Raw genomic sequence first — 16,629 nt, forward strand, 5'->3', positions numbered from 1 at the left:
GGCCCTCGCTGTGGAGTTCTCGAAACTACACGGGGAGTATCTGCGGACGACCTACGAACGACCGCCCCGCCCTCCCTGCTCCGTCCCCCACCCCCAGCCCGGCATCCACAGTTGTCCACAGGCTTCTCCCCAGCTGTGCGGAGTCAGAAACACAAAGGAGATAAACCCTCCCGACCGGAAGAAGGACGCTCGTTCACCCAGGTGCCCGAGCTGACCCACCGGACCAAGCACCAGGTCTCCCAGGCACTAGCGGCACGGGGAGCGACGCGGCCGAAGGACAGGCAGGAGGAGAGGAAGCGCCGGACGTGGATGGGGCTGGCGGGAGCTCGCGCGCCACATTCGTGACGTCGGCCCTGACAGCAACGTCGTGCGAGCGGATGGTTGTCCGGCGCTTCCTCTCCTCCGGACTGACCGAAGGCCGCACCCGAGCACCCCGATGCGAGGCCTCAGCGCTGCGAGGCCTGCTGCTTGATCCGGTTCGTCAGCTCGGTCACCTGGTTGAAAACGCTCCGCCGCTCGGCCATGAGCGTCCGGATCTTCCGGTCGGCGTGCATCACCGTGGTGTGGTCGCGGCCGCCGAACTGCTGACCGATCTTGGGCAGCGAGAGGTCGGTGAGCTCGCGGCACAGGTACATGGCGATCTGCCGGGCGTTGACCAGCACGTGGGTGCGGCTCTGCCCGCAGAGGTCGTCCATGGTCAGGCTGAAGTAGGCGGCTGTCTGGGCCATGATCATCGGCGTGGTGATCTGGGCCTCGCCACCCTCGGGGATCAGGTCCTTCAGCACCACCTCGGCCAGGCCCATGTCGACCTGCTGCCGGTTCAGGCTCGCGAAGGCGGTGACGCGGATCAGGGCACCCTCGAGCTCGCGGATGTTGGTCTGGATCTTGCTGGCGATGAACTCGAGCACATCGGGGCCGGCGGTCAGCCGCTCCTGGGCGGCCTTCTTACGCAGGATGGCGATCCGGGTCTCGAGGTCGGGCGGCTGGACGTCGGTGATCAGTCCCCAGCCGAACCGGCTGCGGAGCCGCGGCTCCAGGTTCTCCAGCAGCTTCGGCGGCCGGTCGGAGGTCATCACGATCTGCTTCTGGGCGTTGTGCAGCGTGTTGAAGGTGTGGAAGAACTCCTCCTGCGTCTGCTCCTTGCCCTCCAGGAACTGGATGTCGTCGATCAGCAGCACGTCGATGTCACGGTAGCGGCGACGGAAGTCGGCACCCTTGTTCTGGCTGATGGCGTTGATGAAGTCGTTCGTCAGCTCTTCGGTGGAGACGTAGCGGACCCGGACCCGGTCGAAGTAGTTGCGGACGTAGTGCCCCAGCGCGTGCAGCAGGTGCGTCTTGCCCAGCCCGGAGTCGCCGTAGATGGTGAGCGGGTTGTAAGACTTGCCCGGGTTCTCGGCGACGGCGATGGCCGCGGCGTGGGCGAACCGGTTCGAGCTGCCGATCACGAAGGTCTCGAAGCTGTACTTGGCGTTGAGCCGGGCGTCCGGTTCGCGGCGGCGTCCCGGGTCACCACCGGGCTGGTCGCCCGGACCCTTCGGCGGAAGCCCGCCACCACCCTCGGCCTGCCGGAAGTCGGTGTCCGGGTACTCCTCGGCCCGGGCGAACTCGTCGCGCGGCAGGTTCTCCCGGCCGAACTCCTCCCGCGGCTGGGGCGAGCCGTAGCCGGGCTGGCGGTCGAAGCCGGGCCGCTGCTCGTACGCGGCGAAGTCCCCGCCGCGGTCCCCGTCGATCCCCTCGTCGATCCCCCCGTCGCGGCCCTCCCCCGACAGCCCGACGGCCGAGAGGTCCGAGGGCGAGGTGAGGGACTCATCGACGATGACGGCCAGCTGGATCGTGCGGCCGAAGAACGCGGCCAGCTCGGACTCCATCACCGCGCGGAAGCGGCCCTCGAGCTGGTTGCGGGTGAAGTTGTTCGGTACCGCCACCATCAGCAGGTCCTGGTGCAGGGCAACGGCCTTGCCGCTGTCCAGCCACCGGCGTAGCTCCGGGGCGGCGGCGTCGTGCAGGTGCACGTACGCCTGGTCGATCGACGCGTCGGCGCTTTCAGCAGGTTCGCTCACTCAGATACTCCGAGAAGTGTCGGGCCTGGCACCGGCGAGCCGTGGAGATGGCGGGGGACGGCGGCCTGGGGTCGCGTTCCCACCCGTGCTCGGCGTGTCGTGCGGTTCGGGGGGTTTGGTCACCATATCCCTTCCACACAGTTATCCACACCTGTGCACGACCGCAGGGACGCCCGAACCCTCGCACCCGGGGCGTCGGAGTCGTGACCGGCCGCCAGGGGGAGGCGGCCCCGGTGCGAGGCGTCGGTCGGGGTGAGAGCTGACTGTCGAGATGGGGTCGTTCACGAGCGGTGGATCGGGGCAGCCGACAGAAACTCGGACGCTCCGGGACGCTAGCAACCTCGCGGTTCTTCTGCAAGGCGTTCGACCCGATTCTCGGCGGCGCCACGGCGCGTCGGCTGGACGCGCGGTCTCGTTTGACCCCGGTGATACCGCCCCGTACCGTTGGCAGGTCGCTGTCTCGCAGCGACCGCTGTCGCTCACCCGGTTGCGGTGGTCCGACGGCACTGACGAAGCCTGTACATCCTCAAGCGATCCTGGAGCTCTCCCGTGAGCAAGCGCACCTTTCAGCCGAGCCTGCGGCGTCGAAGCCGTACCCACGGTTTCCGTCTGCGGATGCGGACCCGCGCCGGCCGTGCCATCTTGGCCGCGCGTCGTCGCAAGGGCCGCTCCGAGCTGTCGGGCTGAGCCCGACGCCCACTGCGGTGCTGCCGCGCGCGTCCCGGCTCAACACCTCGGAAGACTTCCGCACGACGATCCGAGGCGGGATCCGAGTCGGTCGACCGACGCTGGTCCTGCACGCCGGGTTGCGGCCGGGCGTGGACGGGGTCCGGGTCGGGCTGGTGGTGTCGAAGGCCGTGGGCAACGCGGTGACCCGCAACCGGGTGAAGCGCCGGCTTCGCCACCTGGCGGCCCAGTATGTGACGACGCCGCGTGCGAGCGCCTCTCCGGCGGGGGTCGACGTCGTGCTGCGAGCGCTGCCGGCGGCCGCGGGTGCCGGTGCCGAGCTCGGGACCGATCTGGCCGGCGCCTGGGTTAAGGCCCGGGCTCGACTGCGGTGACGGTCCACTCGTGAAGGTCCGGCCGTGAGGTACGTGCTGATCGGCTTCCTCAAGGCGTACCGGCTGGTGATCAGCCCGTTGTACGGTGACGTCTGCCGCTACTACCCCAGCTGCTCGGCGTACGCGCTGCGGGCGGTCGAGGTGCACGGCGCGGTCAAGGGCACCTGGCTCGCGGGTCGGCGGCTGTTGCGCTGCCACCCCTGGGCCTCGGGTGGGTACGATCCCGTACCCGGTACCCCGGAATTCGCCGAGGAAGTTCGCGATCAGGCGGTTCGAGCGGCGACAATGGCTGCAGTGCCTCCCGGGCACTCCTCCGCACCTGGCCGGTGCACCCACCATGGGCACGCGTCGGTGCCCCGAGTCATGGACGCGGAGAAGGCGTCACAACGAGGTGTGAACTGATGGAATCGCTCTTTCCCATGCTGGTCACGATGGGCATCTTCGACCCCTTCAAAGCGGTCGGCAGTGCCATTCTGCAACCGCTCTACTGGGTGGTCTCCGGCGTTTTGGTGCTCTTCCACACGGTGTGGTCCCCGGTCTTCGGCCCGGACAGCGGCTGGACGTGGGCGCTGGCCATCATCTCGCTGACCATCCTCATCCGGGTCGCGCTGATCCCGCTGTTCGTCAAGCAGATCAAGTCCTCGCGGGCGATGCAGCTGCTGCAGCCCAAGGTGCGCGAGCTGCAGAAGAAGTACGGCCACGACCGGGAAAAGCTCGGCCAGGAGACGATGAAGCTCTACAAGGAGCACAACGCCAACCCGTTGGCCTCCTGCCTTCCGCTGCTGCTGCAGTCCCCGATCTTCATCGCCCTGTTCCGCGTCCTCGACGGTGCTTCCCGCCTGGGGACCAACGGGCAGCCGCTGGCCCGCGGCCACTGGCTGAAGATCCACCCCGAGCTCGTCACCTCGCTGAACAAGTCCGAGATCTTCGGCGCCCGGATCTCCGACACCTTCACGAAGGCCGGCTTCTCCAACGGGATCACCAGCGTCCACATCGTCACGATCCTGTTGATCCTGGCCATGACGGCGACGCTGTTCATCACCCAGCTGCAGCTGATGCGCAAGAACATGCCGGCCGAGGCGTTGACCGGCCCGTTTGCCCAGCAGCAGAAGATGATGCTGTACCTCTTCCCGCTGATCTTCGCGATCGGCGGCATCAACTTCCCCGTCGGCGTGCTGATCTACTGGTTCACCTCGAACCTGTGGACCATGGGGCAGCAGTTCTACGTGATCCGCCGCAACCCCGCGCCCGGGACGCCGGCGTACGACGCTTGGGAATCCCGCCGCAAGGCCCACCACAAGGACCTGCACGAGCCCATCGTCTCCGACCTCGAGCTCGAGGCCGAAGCGGCCGGGACCAGCGTGAGCCGCGTCATCCGTCAGCAGCCCCGCAAGCAGACGCGCTCCCAGCGCAAGGTCTGACCGCAGGCCGGACCACCGCGCGACCGCGAGGTCCGGCCTGCACCCACGACGTCCCGCGGACGCTCTCCGACGCCTCGCGGGCCCAACACCGAGTCGGGCGAACGCCCCCTCGCGAAGGAGCAACGATGACCGACGCCACCCTGAGCAGCACCGACGAGCTCGATCCGACCGATCACGCCGAGACCGATCACGCCGAGACCGGGCCGGTCGAGCCGGCGACGCCCGAGGCGGGACCGGATGAGGTGTCGGAGGCCCCGTCGTCGGAGGCCCCGTCGTCGGAGGCCCCGTCGTCGGAGGTGGCGTCGGCTGCGGTCGAGTCCGGCGACGACCCCGGCTCGGAGAACCCGCTCGAGACCGAGGCGGAGATCGCCGCGGACTATCTCGAGGAGCTGCTCGACATCGCCGACCTCGACGGCGACATCGACACCTTCATCGAGGGCGACCGGGCGCACGTGTCCATCGTCAGCGAGTCCCAGGTGCTGGTGGGCAGCAACGGGGAGATCCTCGACGCCCTGCAGGAGCTGACCCGGCTCGCGGTGATGACCGAGACCGGCGACCGCAGTCGGCTGATGCTGGACATCGCCGGCTACCGTGACCGCCGGCGGGCCGAGCTCCTCACCCTGGCCGCCGACGCCATCGCTGAGGTGAAGAGCTCCTCGGACCGGGTGCCACTGCCGCCGATGAACCCGTTCGAGCGCAAGATCGTCCACGACGCCGTGGCGGCCGCCGGGCTGACGAGTGAGTCCGAAGGCCAGGAGCCGCGCCGGCACGTGGTCGTCCTGCCGGCCTGAGCCTCCGAGCGGCTCGGGTGCAGAATGCTTGTTGTGCCTGACGCCCTCGAACAACGACGCGTGCTCCGAACCGAGATTCCTGGTCCCCGTTCCGTCGAGCTGATGGCGCGCAAGTCCGCGGCCGTGGCCTCAGGCGTCGGTACGACCATGCCGGTCTTCGCGGCCCAGGCCGGCGGCGGGATCGTGCTCGACGTCGACGGGAACTCCCTGATCGACCTCGGTTCCGGTATCGCCGTGACCACCGTCGGCAACAGTGCTCCCCGGGTGGTGGCCGCCGTGCGGGAGCAGGTGGAGTACTTCACCCACACCTGCTTCATGGTCACCCCCTACGCCGCGTACGTGCAGGTGGCCGAGGCGCTGAACGAGCTCACCCCGGGTGACCACGACAAGCGGACGGCGCTGTTCAACTCCGGCGCCGAAGCGGTGGAGAACGCCGTCAAGATCGCCCGTGCCTACACCGGCCGTTCCGCGGTGGTCGCCTTCGACCACGCCTACCACGGCCGGACCAACCTCACGATGGCCCTGACCGCCAAGAGCATGCCGTACAAGTCGGGCTTCGGGCCGTTCGCGCCGGAGGTCTACCGCGCTCCCCTCTCCTACCCCTACCGCGACGGGAAGGAGATGGACGGCGAGCGCGCTGCCCGCCGGGCGATCGACGTGATCGAGAAGCAGGTCGGGGCCGCCAACCTGGCCGCGCTGGTGATCGAGCCGATCCAGGGCGAGGGCGGTTTCATCGTGCCGGCCGACGGCTTCCTGCCGGCCCTGGTCGACTGGTGCCGAGCCAACGGCGTGGTGTTCGTCGCCGACGAGGTACAGAGCGGCTTCGCCCGCACCGGCGCCTGGTTCGCGTCCGAGCATTTCGGCATCGTGCCGGACCTGGTGGTCACCGCCAAGGGCCTTGCCGGCGGGTTACCGCTGTCCGGGGTCACCGGCCGGGCCGAGATCATGGACGCCGCCCACAGCGGCGGGCTCGGCGGCACCTACGGAGGCAACCCGCTGGCCTGCGCGGCCGCGCTGGCCGCGATCGAGACCGTCGTCGACGAGGGTCTGCTGGACCGGGCCACCGCCCTCGGACGCGTGATGCTGCCGCGGCTGCACCGGATGCAGGCCGAGGACAGCCGGATCGGCGACGTCCGCGGCATCGGCGCGATGATCGCCGTCGAGTTCGTGCACCGCGACACCAGCGACCCGGACCCGCAGCTGGCCAAGCTCGTGGCCAGTGCGGCCCACCGACAGGGCGTCATCCTGCTGACCTGTGGCACCTACGGCAACGTGCTGCGGCTGCTGCCCCCGCTCAGCATCTCCGACGAGCTGCTCGAGGAGGCTCTCGACGTGCTCGCTGACGTGCTCGCCGAGAGCGACGAACGGCATCCGCAGGTAAGTCTCGACCAGGAGGTCGCCTCATGAGCGTCGCTGCCACCCCGGCCACCGAGACGGTGCTGCGGACGGTCCAGAACTACGTGAACGGCGCCTTGGTCGACTCCGTGGCGACCGAGTTCACCGAGCTGGTCGACCCGACGGACGGTACGGTCACCGGCCGCTCCCCCAAGTCCACGCCCGAGGAGGTCGACGCGGCGGTCCGCGCGGCCGAGGCGGCGTTCCCCGGCTGGCGGCGGACCACCCCCTCGCAGCGGCAGCTCATGCTGCTGCAGCTGGCCGACGCGATCGAGGCCCACTCCGACGAGCTGGTCGAGCTGCAGAGCCGCAACACCGGGCAGGTCAAGGCCCTGATCGCCTCCGAGGAGGTGGCCGTCGGCGCCGATCACCTCCGCTTCTTCGCCGGAGCCGCCCGGATGCTCGAGGGCAAGGCGAGCGGGGAGTACATGACAGGTCTGTCCTCCTCCGTCCGGCGGGAGCCGATCGGCGTGGTCGCCCAGGTCACGCCGTGGAACTACCCGTTGATGATGGCGCTGTGGAAGATCGGCCCCGCGTTGGCGGCCGGCAACACGGTGGTGCTCAAGCCCAGCGACACCACGCCCGAGTCGACCGTCCTGCTGGCGCAGCTGGCCGGGGAGATCTTCCCGCCCGGGGTGTTCAACGTCGTCAACGGCGACGGCCAGACGGGCAAGGTGCTCGTCGAGCACCCCGTCCCGGGGCTGGTGGCCATCACCGGGTCCGTCCGGGCCGGGATCTCGGTCGCGGTCTCGGCGGCCCAGCACCTCAAGCGCGCCCACCTCGAGCTCGGCGGCAAGGCGCCCGTCGTGGTCTTCGCTGACGCGGACCTTGCCTCGGCCGCAGCAGGCATCGCCACGGCGGGCTACTTCAACGCCGGCCAGGACTGCACGGCCGCGACCCGGGTGATCGTCCACGAGAGCGTGCACGACGCGTTCGTCGACGCCTTGGTCGCCGAAGCCGCGCAGACCCGGCCCGGCGGCCGCGACGACGAGGACGCCGCGTACGGACCGCTCAACAACGCCGCCCACTTCGCCAAGGTCACGGGGATGCTCGCCGACCTGCCCGCGCACGCGCAGATCCGGACGGGCGGCCGCCAGGTCGGATCCGAGGGCTTCTACCTCGAGCCGACCGTCATCACCGGCCTGCAGCAGGACGACCAGTGCATCCAGGAGGAGATCTTCGGCCCCGTCATCACGGTGCAGAGCTTCACCGACGAGGCCGACGCGCTGGCCAGGGCCAACGGTGTGCCGTACGGGCTGTCGTCCAGCGTCTGGACCACCGACCATGCGACGGCCCTCCGGATGTCCCGCGACCTCGACTTCGGCTGCGTCTGGGTCAACACCCACATCCCGTTGGTCGCCGAGATGCCCCACGGGGGCTTCGGCGCCTCCGGTTACGGCAAGGACCTCTCCGGCTACGGCCTGGAGGACTACACCCGGGTCAAGCACGTGATGAGCGCGCTCGGGTGAGCTCGCACCCCCTCGATCCACTCACCCCTGCAGAGTTCGACCTGGTCAGAGGCCTGTTGGCCAACGAGAGGGGCGTCGGGGTCGGTTGGCGGTACACCACCCTCGAGGCGGTGGAACCGGTGAAGACCGAGCTGGAGGGCTTCCGCACCTCCGGGAGGCGACCCCCGCGGCTGGCGCACGCCGTCTGCCTGCAGCGTTCCACGGGCTCCGTCTACCGCGCTCGCCTCGACCTCGACGCCTCCCGCGTGGTCGCCTTCGACCACGTGCCCGGAGTCCAGCCGAACTTCACGCTGGACGAGTGGGAGGAGGCCAACGCCATGCTCCTGGCCCACCCTGAGGTCAGGGCGGCGCTGGCCCGACGCGGGGTGCACGACCTCAGCCTGGTCTTCATGGACACCTGGACCTACGGCGCCTCCTTCGTCCCCGAGCGCTACGCCGGGCGCCGGGTCGGCTGGTCCGACACCTGGGTCCGCGGTCAGGTCGGGGCCAATCCGTACGCGGGGCCGGTCAACGGGCTGCACTGCATCGTGGACATGAACGCGATGACCCTGCTCGAGATCGAGGAGGGTCCGACGACACAGCGGCCGGCGGTGATGGGTGAGTACGTGCCCGGGCTGGTGCCGGCCGAGCTGCTCGGCCGCCGCCCGGAGCGCCGGCCGCTGGAGATCAGCCAGCCGAGGGGTGTGTCCTTCGGGGTGGACGGCCAGCTGGTGACGTGGCAGCACTGGTCGTTCCGGGTCGGGTTCAACGGCCGGGAGGGTATGACCCTGCACGACGTCCGCTACTTCGACCCGTACGCCCCGGGCGGCCCCCGCGACCGCACCGTCGCCCACCGGATGTCCTTCGCCGAGATGGTGGTCCCCTACCGCGACCCGGGGCCGGACCACGTGCGGCGGACCGCGTTCGACATCGGCGAGTGGGGGCTCGGGTTCCTCACCCAGTCCCTCGAGCTGGGTTGCGACTGCCTGGGCGAGATCCGCTACCTGGACGCGACGACCCACGACAGCCACGGCGTGCCGCGGGTGATCAGGAACGCGATCTGCCTGCACGAGGAGGACAACGGCGTGCTCTGGAAGCACGTCGACCACGAGGGCACGGCCGAGGTGCGGCGGATGCGCCGGTTCGTGGTCTCGTTCCACGTCACCGTGGCCAACTACGAGTACCTCGTCTACTGGCGCTTCTACGAGGACGGCAACATCGAGTGCGAGGTGCGTGCCACCGGGATCATGGTGGTCACGCACCTGGCCGAGGACGGCGGCTCCCCGTACGGCGTGCTGGTCGACGAGCGGACCTACGCGCCCCACCACCAGCACTTCATCGTCGCCCGGCTGGACCTGGACGTCGACGGGCCTGACAACACGGTGCAGATGACCGAGAGCCGTTCGGTGCCGATCGGTCCCGACAACCCGTACGGGATCGCGGTGGCCATCCACAACGAGCCCCTGCGGACCGAGTCCGAGGGTCGTCAGGACTACTCCTGGGAGAGCCAGCGCGCCTGGAAGGTCGTCAACCCCCACGTGCGCAACGGTCTCGGGACGCCGGTGGCGTACAAGCTCGTCCCCGGCTCCGCCATCCCGACCTTCTTCGACCCCGCCTCGCCGGTCTTCGGCCGCGCCCAGGTGGTCGGCCACACGCTGTGGGTGACGCCGCAGGACCCGGACGAGCGCTGGCCGGCCGGGGAGTTCGTCACCCAGAGCAGACCCGGCGAGGGCCTTCCGGTCTGGACCGCGGCGAACCGTGGCATCGAGGACACCGACGTGGTCCTCTGGTACACCTTCGGCATCCACCACATCCCCCGGCCCGAGGACTGGCCCGTGATGCCGGTGGACATCGTGTCGTTCTGGCTGAAGCCGGTCGGGTTCTTCGACCGCAACCCGGCGCTCGACGTCGCCCCGGCCGCTGAGCACTGCGCTCCCGGCTCCAGCGACCCCGGGGCGGTCGGATGAACGTCGCAGAGGAGCTCTTCGGCTCGCACCTTGAGTCAATCAGTCTATATGTCGATATATTGGCCGGTAAGGGTATCGAATGGGGTCTGATCGGCCCGCGGGAGGGCGACCGGATCTGGGACCGGCACATCTTCAACAGCGTCGCGATCTCCGATCTCCTTTCTCAGGGCGCCACGGTCGTCGACGTGGGTAGCGGGGCCGGTCTGCCCGGTCTCCCCCTCGCGATATTGCGCCCCGATCTGCGGGTCACCCTGCTCGAGCCGCTGCTGCGGCGGGCGACCTTCCTCGCCGAGACGGTTTCCGAGCTGGGTCTGGACGACTCGGTGGCGGTGGTCCGGGCGCGGGCCGAGGACCATCGCCAGCGGTACGACGCCGTGGTCTCGCGAGCCCTGGCTCCGCTGGATCGTCTGCTGACCTGGTGTGGTCCGCTCCGCCGCAGGGACGGGATCATCGTGGCGCTCAAGGGTCGTACCGCTGCTGACGAGCTTGCGGCGGTCACCCCGGAGCTCAATCGGCAGGGACTGGTGGGCGCGGTCCTCGCCGTGCGGGCGCATCCTGCGACGGAGGTCACCAGCGCTGTGCGGCTGCGTTCTCGTTGACGGCGAAGGTCCTTTACCCTGCGTGCCTGACCGGCAGCGTCAGGGCAGACCAGTAGCGTGAGGCGTCACAGGGACAGGGGAGGTCATGACGGTCGGACCGGTACGTAGGAACCAGGTCAGCAGTGGGTTGGGTTGGCCGGCAGCGGTGGAGGTTGATCGGTACGTCGGTTGGCCGTTCGTTCCACGTGAAACGTTGACCTGGCCCAGTGAACTGCCCGTCAGTTCCGGGGCCGTGGCCACGGCTGCTCCGGCTGAGGAAGCGGCGACGGCGCCCGCCACCTTCGTGCGACCGCCGGGCCCGCGCCGTGCCCGATTCGACGAGGACGAGCAGGGCCCAGCACCCGCCGAAGAGCCTGAGGCGGATGTTCCACGTGAAACGCCGTCATCGCGACTGCCCGCTCCCCCGGCGACCCGAACCTTCGTGGTCGCCAACCAGAAGGGCGGCGTGGGTAAGACGACCACGTCGGTCAACCTGGCTGCCGGACTGGCCCTCGGCGGCCTCAGCGTCCTGCTGATCGATCTCGATCCGCAGGGCAACGCTTCCACTGCCCTGGGGGTCGACCACTCCCCCGGCACGCCCGGAACCTACGAGGTCCTGATCGGGGGTGCGGCCATCGAGAGCCACGTCGTCCCCTCCACCGAGGCTCCCCACCTGATGGTGCTCCCCGCGTCCATCGACCTGGCCGGAGCCGAGATCGAGCTGGTCTCGGTCGTGGCCCGGGAGAACCGCCTCCTGCGGGCCCTCCGGACCTACCTCGCGGACCACCACGTCGACTACGTGTTCTTCGACTGCCCGCCCTCCCTGGGGCTACTGACCCTGAACGCGTTGGTGGCCGCGACGGAGATCCTGATTCCGATCCAGTGCGAGTACTACGCGCTCGAGGGTGTCTCGCAGCTGATGAGGACGATCAACCTGGTCAAAGGGGAACTCAACCCCGACCTGCGGCTCAGCACGGTCCTGCTCACCATGTTCGACGCCCGGACGCGGCTGGCGGCCCAGGTGGCCGCCGAGGTGCGAACCCACTTCGCCGACGAGACGCTACCGACGGTGATCCCTCGCTCCGTCCGCATCTCCGAGGCGCCGAGCTACGGCCAAACCGTGTTGACGTACCACCCCGACTCGGCGGGGGCCGTCTCCTACCTCAGAGCCGCCCAGGAGATTGCCGTACGCGCCGCAGACCTCACCCCGACGACGCCCTCGACGAACGGAGCACCACGATGACCATCGCCACCGACCGGCGAGGCGGGCTCGGCCGCGGGCTCGGCGAGCTCTTTCAGCGCACCGAAATCGCCGAGCCGACCCGATCCGGGACGTCGAGCGTGCCCACCGCACCTCCGGCAGCGCCGGTGCACCCGGTCCCCGAGGGGTCCTACTTCGCGGAGCTGGACCTCGCATCCATCGTGCCGAACCCCCGGCAGCCGCGGACGGTCTTCGACGAGGACGCCATGGCGGAGCTCATCGGTTCGATCGCCGAGGTGGGGCTGTTGCAGCCGGTGGTCGTGCGGCCGATCGGCGCGGAGGACGGGCAAGACCGGTTCGAGCTGGTGATGGGGGAGCGGCGGTGGCGGGCGTCGCAGGCCGCCGGACTCGCCACCATCCCAGCCATCGTCCGCCGCACCGAGGACCACGACCTGCTCCGCGATGCCCTGCTGGAGAACCTGCACCGGGCCCAGCTGAACCCGCTCGAGGAGGCGGCGGCCTACCAGCAGATGCTCGAGGACTTCGGCTGCACCCAGGACGAGCTCGCCTCGCGGATCAAGCGCTCCCGGCCGCAGATCTCCAACACGATCCGGCTGCTCCGGCTGCCGCCCACCGTACAGCGACGGGTTGCTGCCGGGGTGCTGAGTGCCGGCCACGCTCGCGCGCTGCTCGCAGTCGCCGAGCCGGCCGGTCAGGAACGGTTGGCGCAGCGGGTCGTGGCCGAAGGCCTGTCGGTTCGGGCCGTCGAGGAGCTCGTGGCTCTCGGGGAGACCGGCACGGACGACGTCCCGCGGCGGCGCCCGTCCCGGCCGACACCCGAGGCCGCGGCGGACGTTGCCGCCGAGCTGTCGGACCACCTCGACACCCGGGTACGGGTGGAGATGGGGCGCAGTCGCGGCCGTATCGTGGTGGACTTCGCGACCCTGGACGACCTCCGCCGAATCAGCCGGACCATCCAGGTAAATAAGTCGACAAATAGATAGGGTGCCCAGCTCCCTATAGGCGCGGGTCAGTCGGCCGGGGTGGAGCTGAGGTCGGACTGCACGGTCGGGGTGGGCGTGGCGGTCGGCTCCAGTGCAGCCAGCTTGGCCTTGACGTCCTTGGTGGCGGACCGCTCGGCCACGAAGGAGAGGAAGGGCACCGTGCCGGCCAGGGCGATGGCCAACAGTCGCCAGAGGCTCCATTTCGCGCGTCGACCCAGGTCGAACGCGGTGATCAGCAACACCATGTAGAGCCAGCCGTGGGGGATGGCGGTCCACAGCACGACGGTGTCGTCACCGTAGATGTACTTCAGCGGCAGCCCGACCAGGGTGAGGACGATCAGCAGGGTGCCGACCGTGTAGGCCATCACGCGATAGCGGATCAAGGCGTTGCGCATGCGAGTGAGCCTACGTCGCTCGGGCGCGCTCCTCGGTTGTGACGTCGAGCACCTCGGCAGCGGCGGGGTCCGTGTCCGGGTCCGCCGAAGTGGGTTCGCCCGTGTCATCAGCCTCCTCGCCGAGGCGCTGGTCGCGGGCCACCTTCACCGCCATGCCCACCGCGAACGCGGCGAACACCCACCACTGCAGCGCGTAGGCGCCGTTTCGTAGCCGGCCGCTGGACTCGGGCAGATCGAGCGGGGCGGGGGAGAGACCCTGACGGGTCGCGTCGGCGGCCGGCAGGGTGACGTACCCGGTCAGCAGCGGGCCGGGCCACTGCTGAGCCAACGTGGGGATGCGCACCGAGCTGATCTGGCCCGCCGGCAGCCCCCCAGACGGCGCCTCTTCCGACGGCAGCAACACACCGGTCTCGTTCTCGGTCCCGCTGGGCAGGGTGGGCAGTGCGGCGGTGCCGACCACGCCGCGCACCACGGGGAGCACGCCGCCGGTGTCCAGCTGGAGCGCCGACACCACGCGGTAGCCGGCGGCCGGGTCGTCCATCGTCACCAGCAGCTGGACCCCGGGCAGGTAGTGGCCGGAGAAGGTGACCTGACGGCCGTACCCTTCCCCGATCACCGCGGCAGGCTGGGCGACCGAGGCGAGCGGGACCGCGGGCTCGGCGGCCCGGCGTTCAGACTGCGCGCGGCCCTGGGAGTGGTAGACGTCGAGCTGCCAGATCCCGAGCACGACCATCACCCCGGCGAGCACCAAGCCGACCAGGATGACGCCCAGCTGTCGAAGCCAGATCACCTGGTCAGAGCCCCCGGGGGTCGAGCGCTCGACGCGGCGGCAGCACCGGCCGGCCGGCCGCGACCCGGACCAGGTCGGCGCACATCTTGCCGAGGCTCCAGCCGGCCGCCTCGATGGCCAGCGGCACCGCAGAGGTCTCGGTCATGCCGGGGGCGACGTTGACCTCGAGGAAGACCGGCTCGCCGCTGGCGTCGATGATCAGGTCGGTGCGGGAGAGGTCGCGCAGGCCGAGCTCCTCGTGCACCTGCAACGCCAGGTCAGCGATCCGGGTGGCCACCTCGGGGTCGAGCTCCGCCGGGCACAGGAACCGGGTCGCCCCGGCCGTGTAGCGGGCGGTGTAGTCGTAGACGCCCGAGTCGGGTCGGATCTCCACCGCCGGCAGGGCCGTGGGTCCGGCTCCGCGGTCGACGACGGCCACCGTGACCTCGGTGCCCTCGACGAACTCCTCGACGACGGCGACGGCACCGTAGGCGTAGGCGCCGACCATGGCCGAGGGCAGCTCGGCTGCGGAGGAGACCTTGCTGCAGCCCAGTGCCGACCCGCCGCGGGAGGGCTTCACCATCATCGGGAAGCCGATCTGGTCACCGAGGGCCGCCACCAGGGCCGCGGCCCCGAGCTCGCGGAAGATCTCGTGCGGAAGTGCGACCTGGGCCGGGGTGCGCAGCCCGGCCTCGGCCACCACCGTGGTGGCGATCGACTTGTCGAACGCGACCCGCGACGCCGCGCCCACCGAGCCGACGAAGGGCACCTCGAGCAGCGCGAGCACCTCGCGCAGGGCCCCGTCCTCGCCGGCCTCGCCGTGCAGCACCGGGAAGACGACGACCCGGCCCAGCTCGGCCAGCCGCGGCAGCAGGGCGGAGTCGACGTCGGCCTCCAGCACGTCCAGACCTTGGGACCGCAGGGCCTGGCCGACCCGGCGACCGGACCGCAGTGAGACGTCCCGTTCGTGCGAGAGCCCCCCGGCCAGCACCACGACGGTGCCCGGTCCGTCCGCCGACCCGTCGGCGCTCATGCGGCGGTCCCGCCCAAGATCAACATGCGCAGGCCGATCGCAATCGCTGCCCTGCTTCGAACAACCATGATCAACTCCGGGTCTCGCTCACGTCTGGTTGGCCCCGGGAGCCTCGTACGGAGGCAGCGGCGCCCGGCCCGGTCCGGCCGCCCCGGCGGTCCCGAAAGTGGCGAGCACCCCGGCCTCGTGGGTCAGCACCTCACCGAGCCGGCGAGTGCCCTCGATGATGCGTTCCGGAGTGGGGAAGCAGTAGGAGAGCCGCATGAAGCGGCTGCCGAAGCCGTCGGCGAAGAACGCCGTACCGGGGACGTAGGCCACCCGGGCGGTCACGGCCCGGGCGAGCATGGCGTGACTGTCCAGTCCGGGCGGCAGCGTGGCCCAGACGAAGAAGCCCCCGCTGGGGACGGTCCACGACATCCCGGCCGGCATGTGGTCGGCCAGGCCGGCGAGCATGGCGTCGCGCCGCTCGCGGTACATCTCGCGGAACACCTTGATCTGGCCGCGCCAGTCGTGGGTGTCGAGGTAGGCGGCGATGGCGTACTGGGAGAAGACCGGGGGACACAGCGTCGCCGACTCCTGCGCCAGCACCAGCTTTTCCCGGACGGCGTGCGGGGCCAACACCCAGCCCACCCGGAAGCCCGGCGCGAAGGTCTTGGAGAAGGAGCCGAGGTAGACCACCCGGTCCTCGTCGAGGGAGCGCATCGCCGGCGTCGGCTCGCCCTCGAAGCCGAGCAGGCCGTACGGGTTGTCCTCGACGACCAGCAGGTCGGCCTCCGCCGCCACCCGCAGGATCTCGGTCCGCCGCTCCAGGCTCTGGGAGACCCCGGCCGGGTTCTGGAAGTTCGGGATCGTGTAGAGGAACTTGACGGTGCGGCCGGCCGCGCGCAGGGCGTGGACCGCTTCGGCGAGCGCCACCGGGTCGAGCCCCTGGTCGTCCATGGCCACGTGGGCCACCTCGCACTGGAAGGAGCGGAAGACCCCGAGCGCGCCCACGTAGCTGGGCGCCTCACAGAGCACCACGTCGCCGGGGTCGCAGAAGATGCGGGTCACCAGGTCCAGCGCCTGCTGGGAGCCGACGGTGACGGTGACGTCGTCGGGGTGCGCGCTGATCCCCTCCAGCCGCATCACCTCGCAGATCGCCTCGCGGATCATCGGCTCGCCCTGGCCGGAGCCGTACTGCATCGCCCGCATTCCCTGGCCCGCGACCAGCTCGTGCAGGGTCTGGCCCACCACGTCCAGCGGAAGGTCGGCGATGTTCGGCATCCCGCCGGCCAGCGAGACCACCTCGGGCCGGTTCGCGACCGAGAAGAGCGCCCGGATCGCCGAGGCCGTCATCCCGTGGGTCCGGGCGGCGTAGCGGTCGACGTAGGTGTCGAGGCGGGTGTCCCGGCGCCGCGGCTGCGGCTCGCCCGCGCGCTCCAGACCGGACCCGGGTCCGGTGGGCAGGGGAGAGTACGCGCTCACCCCCCTAGGGTGCCTCATCGGTCCGCCGACCGCACGCGGGAT

At 70.2% G+C, this 16,629-nt stretch carries 15 protein-coding genes and 1 pseudogene; 11 read left to right on the forward strand and 5 right to left on the reverse strand.

From position 1 onward, the window contains the following. Nucleotides 1-446: 446 nt before the first annotated feature. Nucleotides 447-2,012 carry a chromosomal replication initiator protein DnaA gene (dnaA, locus tag ACFE7W_RS08990; protein ID WP_375424856.1) on the reverse strand — a complete coding sequence of 522 codons (1,566 nt, stop codon included), beginning with the start codon at nucleotides 2,010-2,012 and terminating at the stop codon, nucleotides 447-449. 597 nt (nucleotides 2,013-2,609) lie between these two features. On the opposite strand from dnaA, the gene rpmH reads away from it, so the two are divergent. The 11 genes from rpmH (at nucleotide 2,610) to ACFE7W_RS09045 (ending at nucleotide 12,926) form a co-directional block, all read left to right on the forward strand. After that, nucleotides 2,610-2,747: a 50S ribosomal protein L34 gene (gene rpmH, locus ACFE7W_RS08995; RefSeq protein ID WP_375424427.1), complete on the forward strand. Its 138-nt coding sequence runs from the start codon at nucleotides 2,610-2,612 to the stop codon at nucleotides 2,745-2,747. A gap of 17 nt (nucleotides 2,748-2,764) precedes the next feature. Continuing rightward, nucleotides 2,765-3,121 (forward strand): ribonuclease P protein component, encoded by a 357-nt coding sequence (gene rnpA / locus ACFE7W_RS09000; RefSeq protein ID WP_375424428.1) that lies wholly within the window; start codon nucleotides 2,765-2,767, stop codon nucleotides 3,119-3,121. 24 nt (nucleotides 3,122-3,145) lie between these two features. Next, nucleotides 3,146-3,523, forward strand: coding sequence for a membrane protein insertion efficiency factor YidD (yidD, locus tag ACFE7W_RS09005; RefSeq protein WP_375424429.1), 378 nt, complete (start codon nucleotides 3,146-3,148; stop codon nucleotides 3,521-3,523). Then, the gene (gene yidC, locus ACFE7W_RS09010; RefSeq protein WP_375424430.1) at nucleotides 3,523-4,542 is read left to right on the forward strand and encodes a membrane protein insertase YidC; all 1,020 of its coding nucleotides are present in this window, start codon (nucleotides 3,523-3,525) and stop codon (nucleotides 4,540-4,542) included. Before yidD ends, yidC begins: the two co-directional genes overlap by 1 nt. Nucleotides 4,543-4,784: 242 nt before the next feature. Beyond that, complete coding sequence (locus tag ACFE7W_RS09015) at nucleotides 4,785-5,333, forward strand: protein jag (protein ID WP_375424857.1); 549 nt, start codon at nucleotides 4,785-4,787, stop codon at nucleotides 5,331-5,333. A gap of 24 nt (nucleotides 5,334-5,357) precedes the next feature. Beyond that, the gene (gene gabT / locus ACFE7W_RS09020; RefSeq protein ID WP_375424431.1) at nucleotides 5,358-6,740 is read left to right on the forward strand and encodes a 4-aminobutyrate--2-oxoglutarate transaminase; all 1,383 of its coding nucleotides are present in this window, start codon (nucleotides 5,358-5,360) and stop codon (nucleotides 6,738-6,740) included. Further along, complete coding sequence (locus tag ACFE7W_RS09025; protein WP_375424432.1) at nucleotides 6,737-8,197, forward strand: gamma-aminobutyraldehyde dehydrogenase; 1,461 nt, start codon at nucleotides 6,737-6,739, stop codon at nucleotides 8,195-8,197. The genes gabT and ACFE7W_RS09025 overlap by 4 nt, the downstream gene beginning before the upstream one ends. Further along, complete coding sequence (locus tag ACFE7W_RS09030; protein ID WP_375424433.1) at nucleotides 8,194-10,143, forward strand: primary-amine oxidase; 1,950 nt, start codon at nucleotides 8,194-8,196, stop codon at nucleotides 10,141-10,143. Before ACFE7W_RS09025 ends, ACFE7W_RS09030 begins: the two co-directional genes overlap by 4 nt. Then, entirely contained in the window at nucleotides 10,140-10,742 is a 603-nt protein-coding gene (gene rsmG, locus ACFE7W_RS09035; protein ID WP_375424434.1) for a 16S rRNA (guanine(527)-N(7))-methyltransferase RsmG, read from the forward strand. Before ACFE7W_RS09030 ends, rsmG begins: the two co-directional genes overlap by 4 nt. Before the next feature lie 391 nt (nucleotides 10,743-11,133). Beyond that, nucleotides 11,134-11,964, forward strand: coding sequence for a ParA family protein (locus ACFE7W_RS09040; RefSeq protein WP_375424858.1), 831 nt, complete (start codon nucleotides 11,134-11,136; stop codon nucleotides 11,962-11,964). Further along, nucleotides 11,961-12,926, forward strand: a complete 966-nt coding sequence (locus tag ACFE7W_RS09045) for a ParB/RepB/Spo0J family partition protein (protein WP_375424435.1) — start codon at nucleotides 11,961-11,963, stop codon at nucleotides 12,924-12,926. The genes ACFE7W_RS09040 and ACFE7W_RS09045 overlap by 4 nt, the downstream gene beginning before the upstream one ends. Nucleotides 12,927-12,952: 26 nt before the next feature. Here ACFE7W_RS09045 and ACFE7W_RS09050 read toward each other — a convergent pair. The 4 genes and pseudogenes from ACFE7W_RS09050 to ACFE7W_RS09065 all read right to left on the reverse strand — a co-directional run. After that, nucleotides 12,953-13,330, reverse strand: a pseudogene (locus tag ACFE7W_RS09050) (DUF3817 domain-containing protein); the annotation flags it as partial. A 1-nt stretch (nucleotide 13,331) separates the two neighbouring features. Then, nucleotides 13,332-14,111 (reverse strand): SURF1 family protein, encoded by a 780-nt coding sequence (locus ACFE7W_RS09055; RefSeq protein ID WP_375424436.1) that lies wholly within the window; start codon nucleotides 14,109-14,111, stop codon nucleotides 13,332-13,334. Nucleotides 14,112-14,115: 4 nt separating this feature from the next. Then, complete coding sequence (locus ACFE7W_RS09060) at nucleotides 14,116-15,123, reverse strand: D-alanine--D-alanine ligase (RefSeq protein ID WP_375424437.1); 1,008 nt, start codon at nucleotides 15,121-15,123, stop codon at nucleotides 14,116-14,118. Nucleotides 15,124-15,210: 87 nt separating this feature from the next. Continuing rightward, nucleotides 15,211-16,545, reverse strand: coding sequence for a PLP-dependent aminotransferase family protein (locus ACFE7W_RS09065; RefSeq protein ID WP_375424859.1), 1,335 nt, complete (start codon nucleotides 16,543-16,545; stop codon nucleotides 15,211-15,213). Nucleotides 16,546-16,629 lie beyond the last annotated feature (84 nt).

The sequence above is a fragment of the uncultured Friedmanniella sp. genome (genome assembly GCF_964244285.1).
Lineage (GTDB): Bacteria > Actinomycetota > Actinomycetes > Propionibacteriales > Propionibacteriaceae > Microlunatus.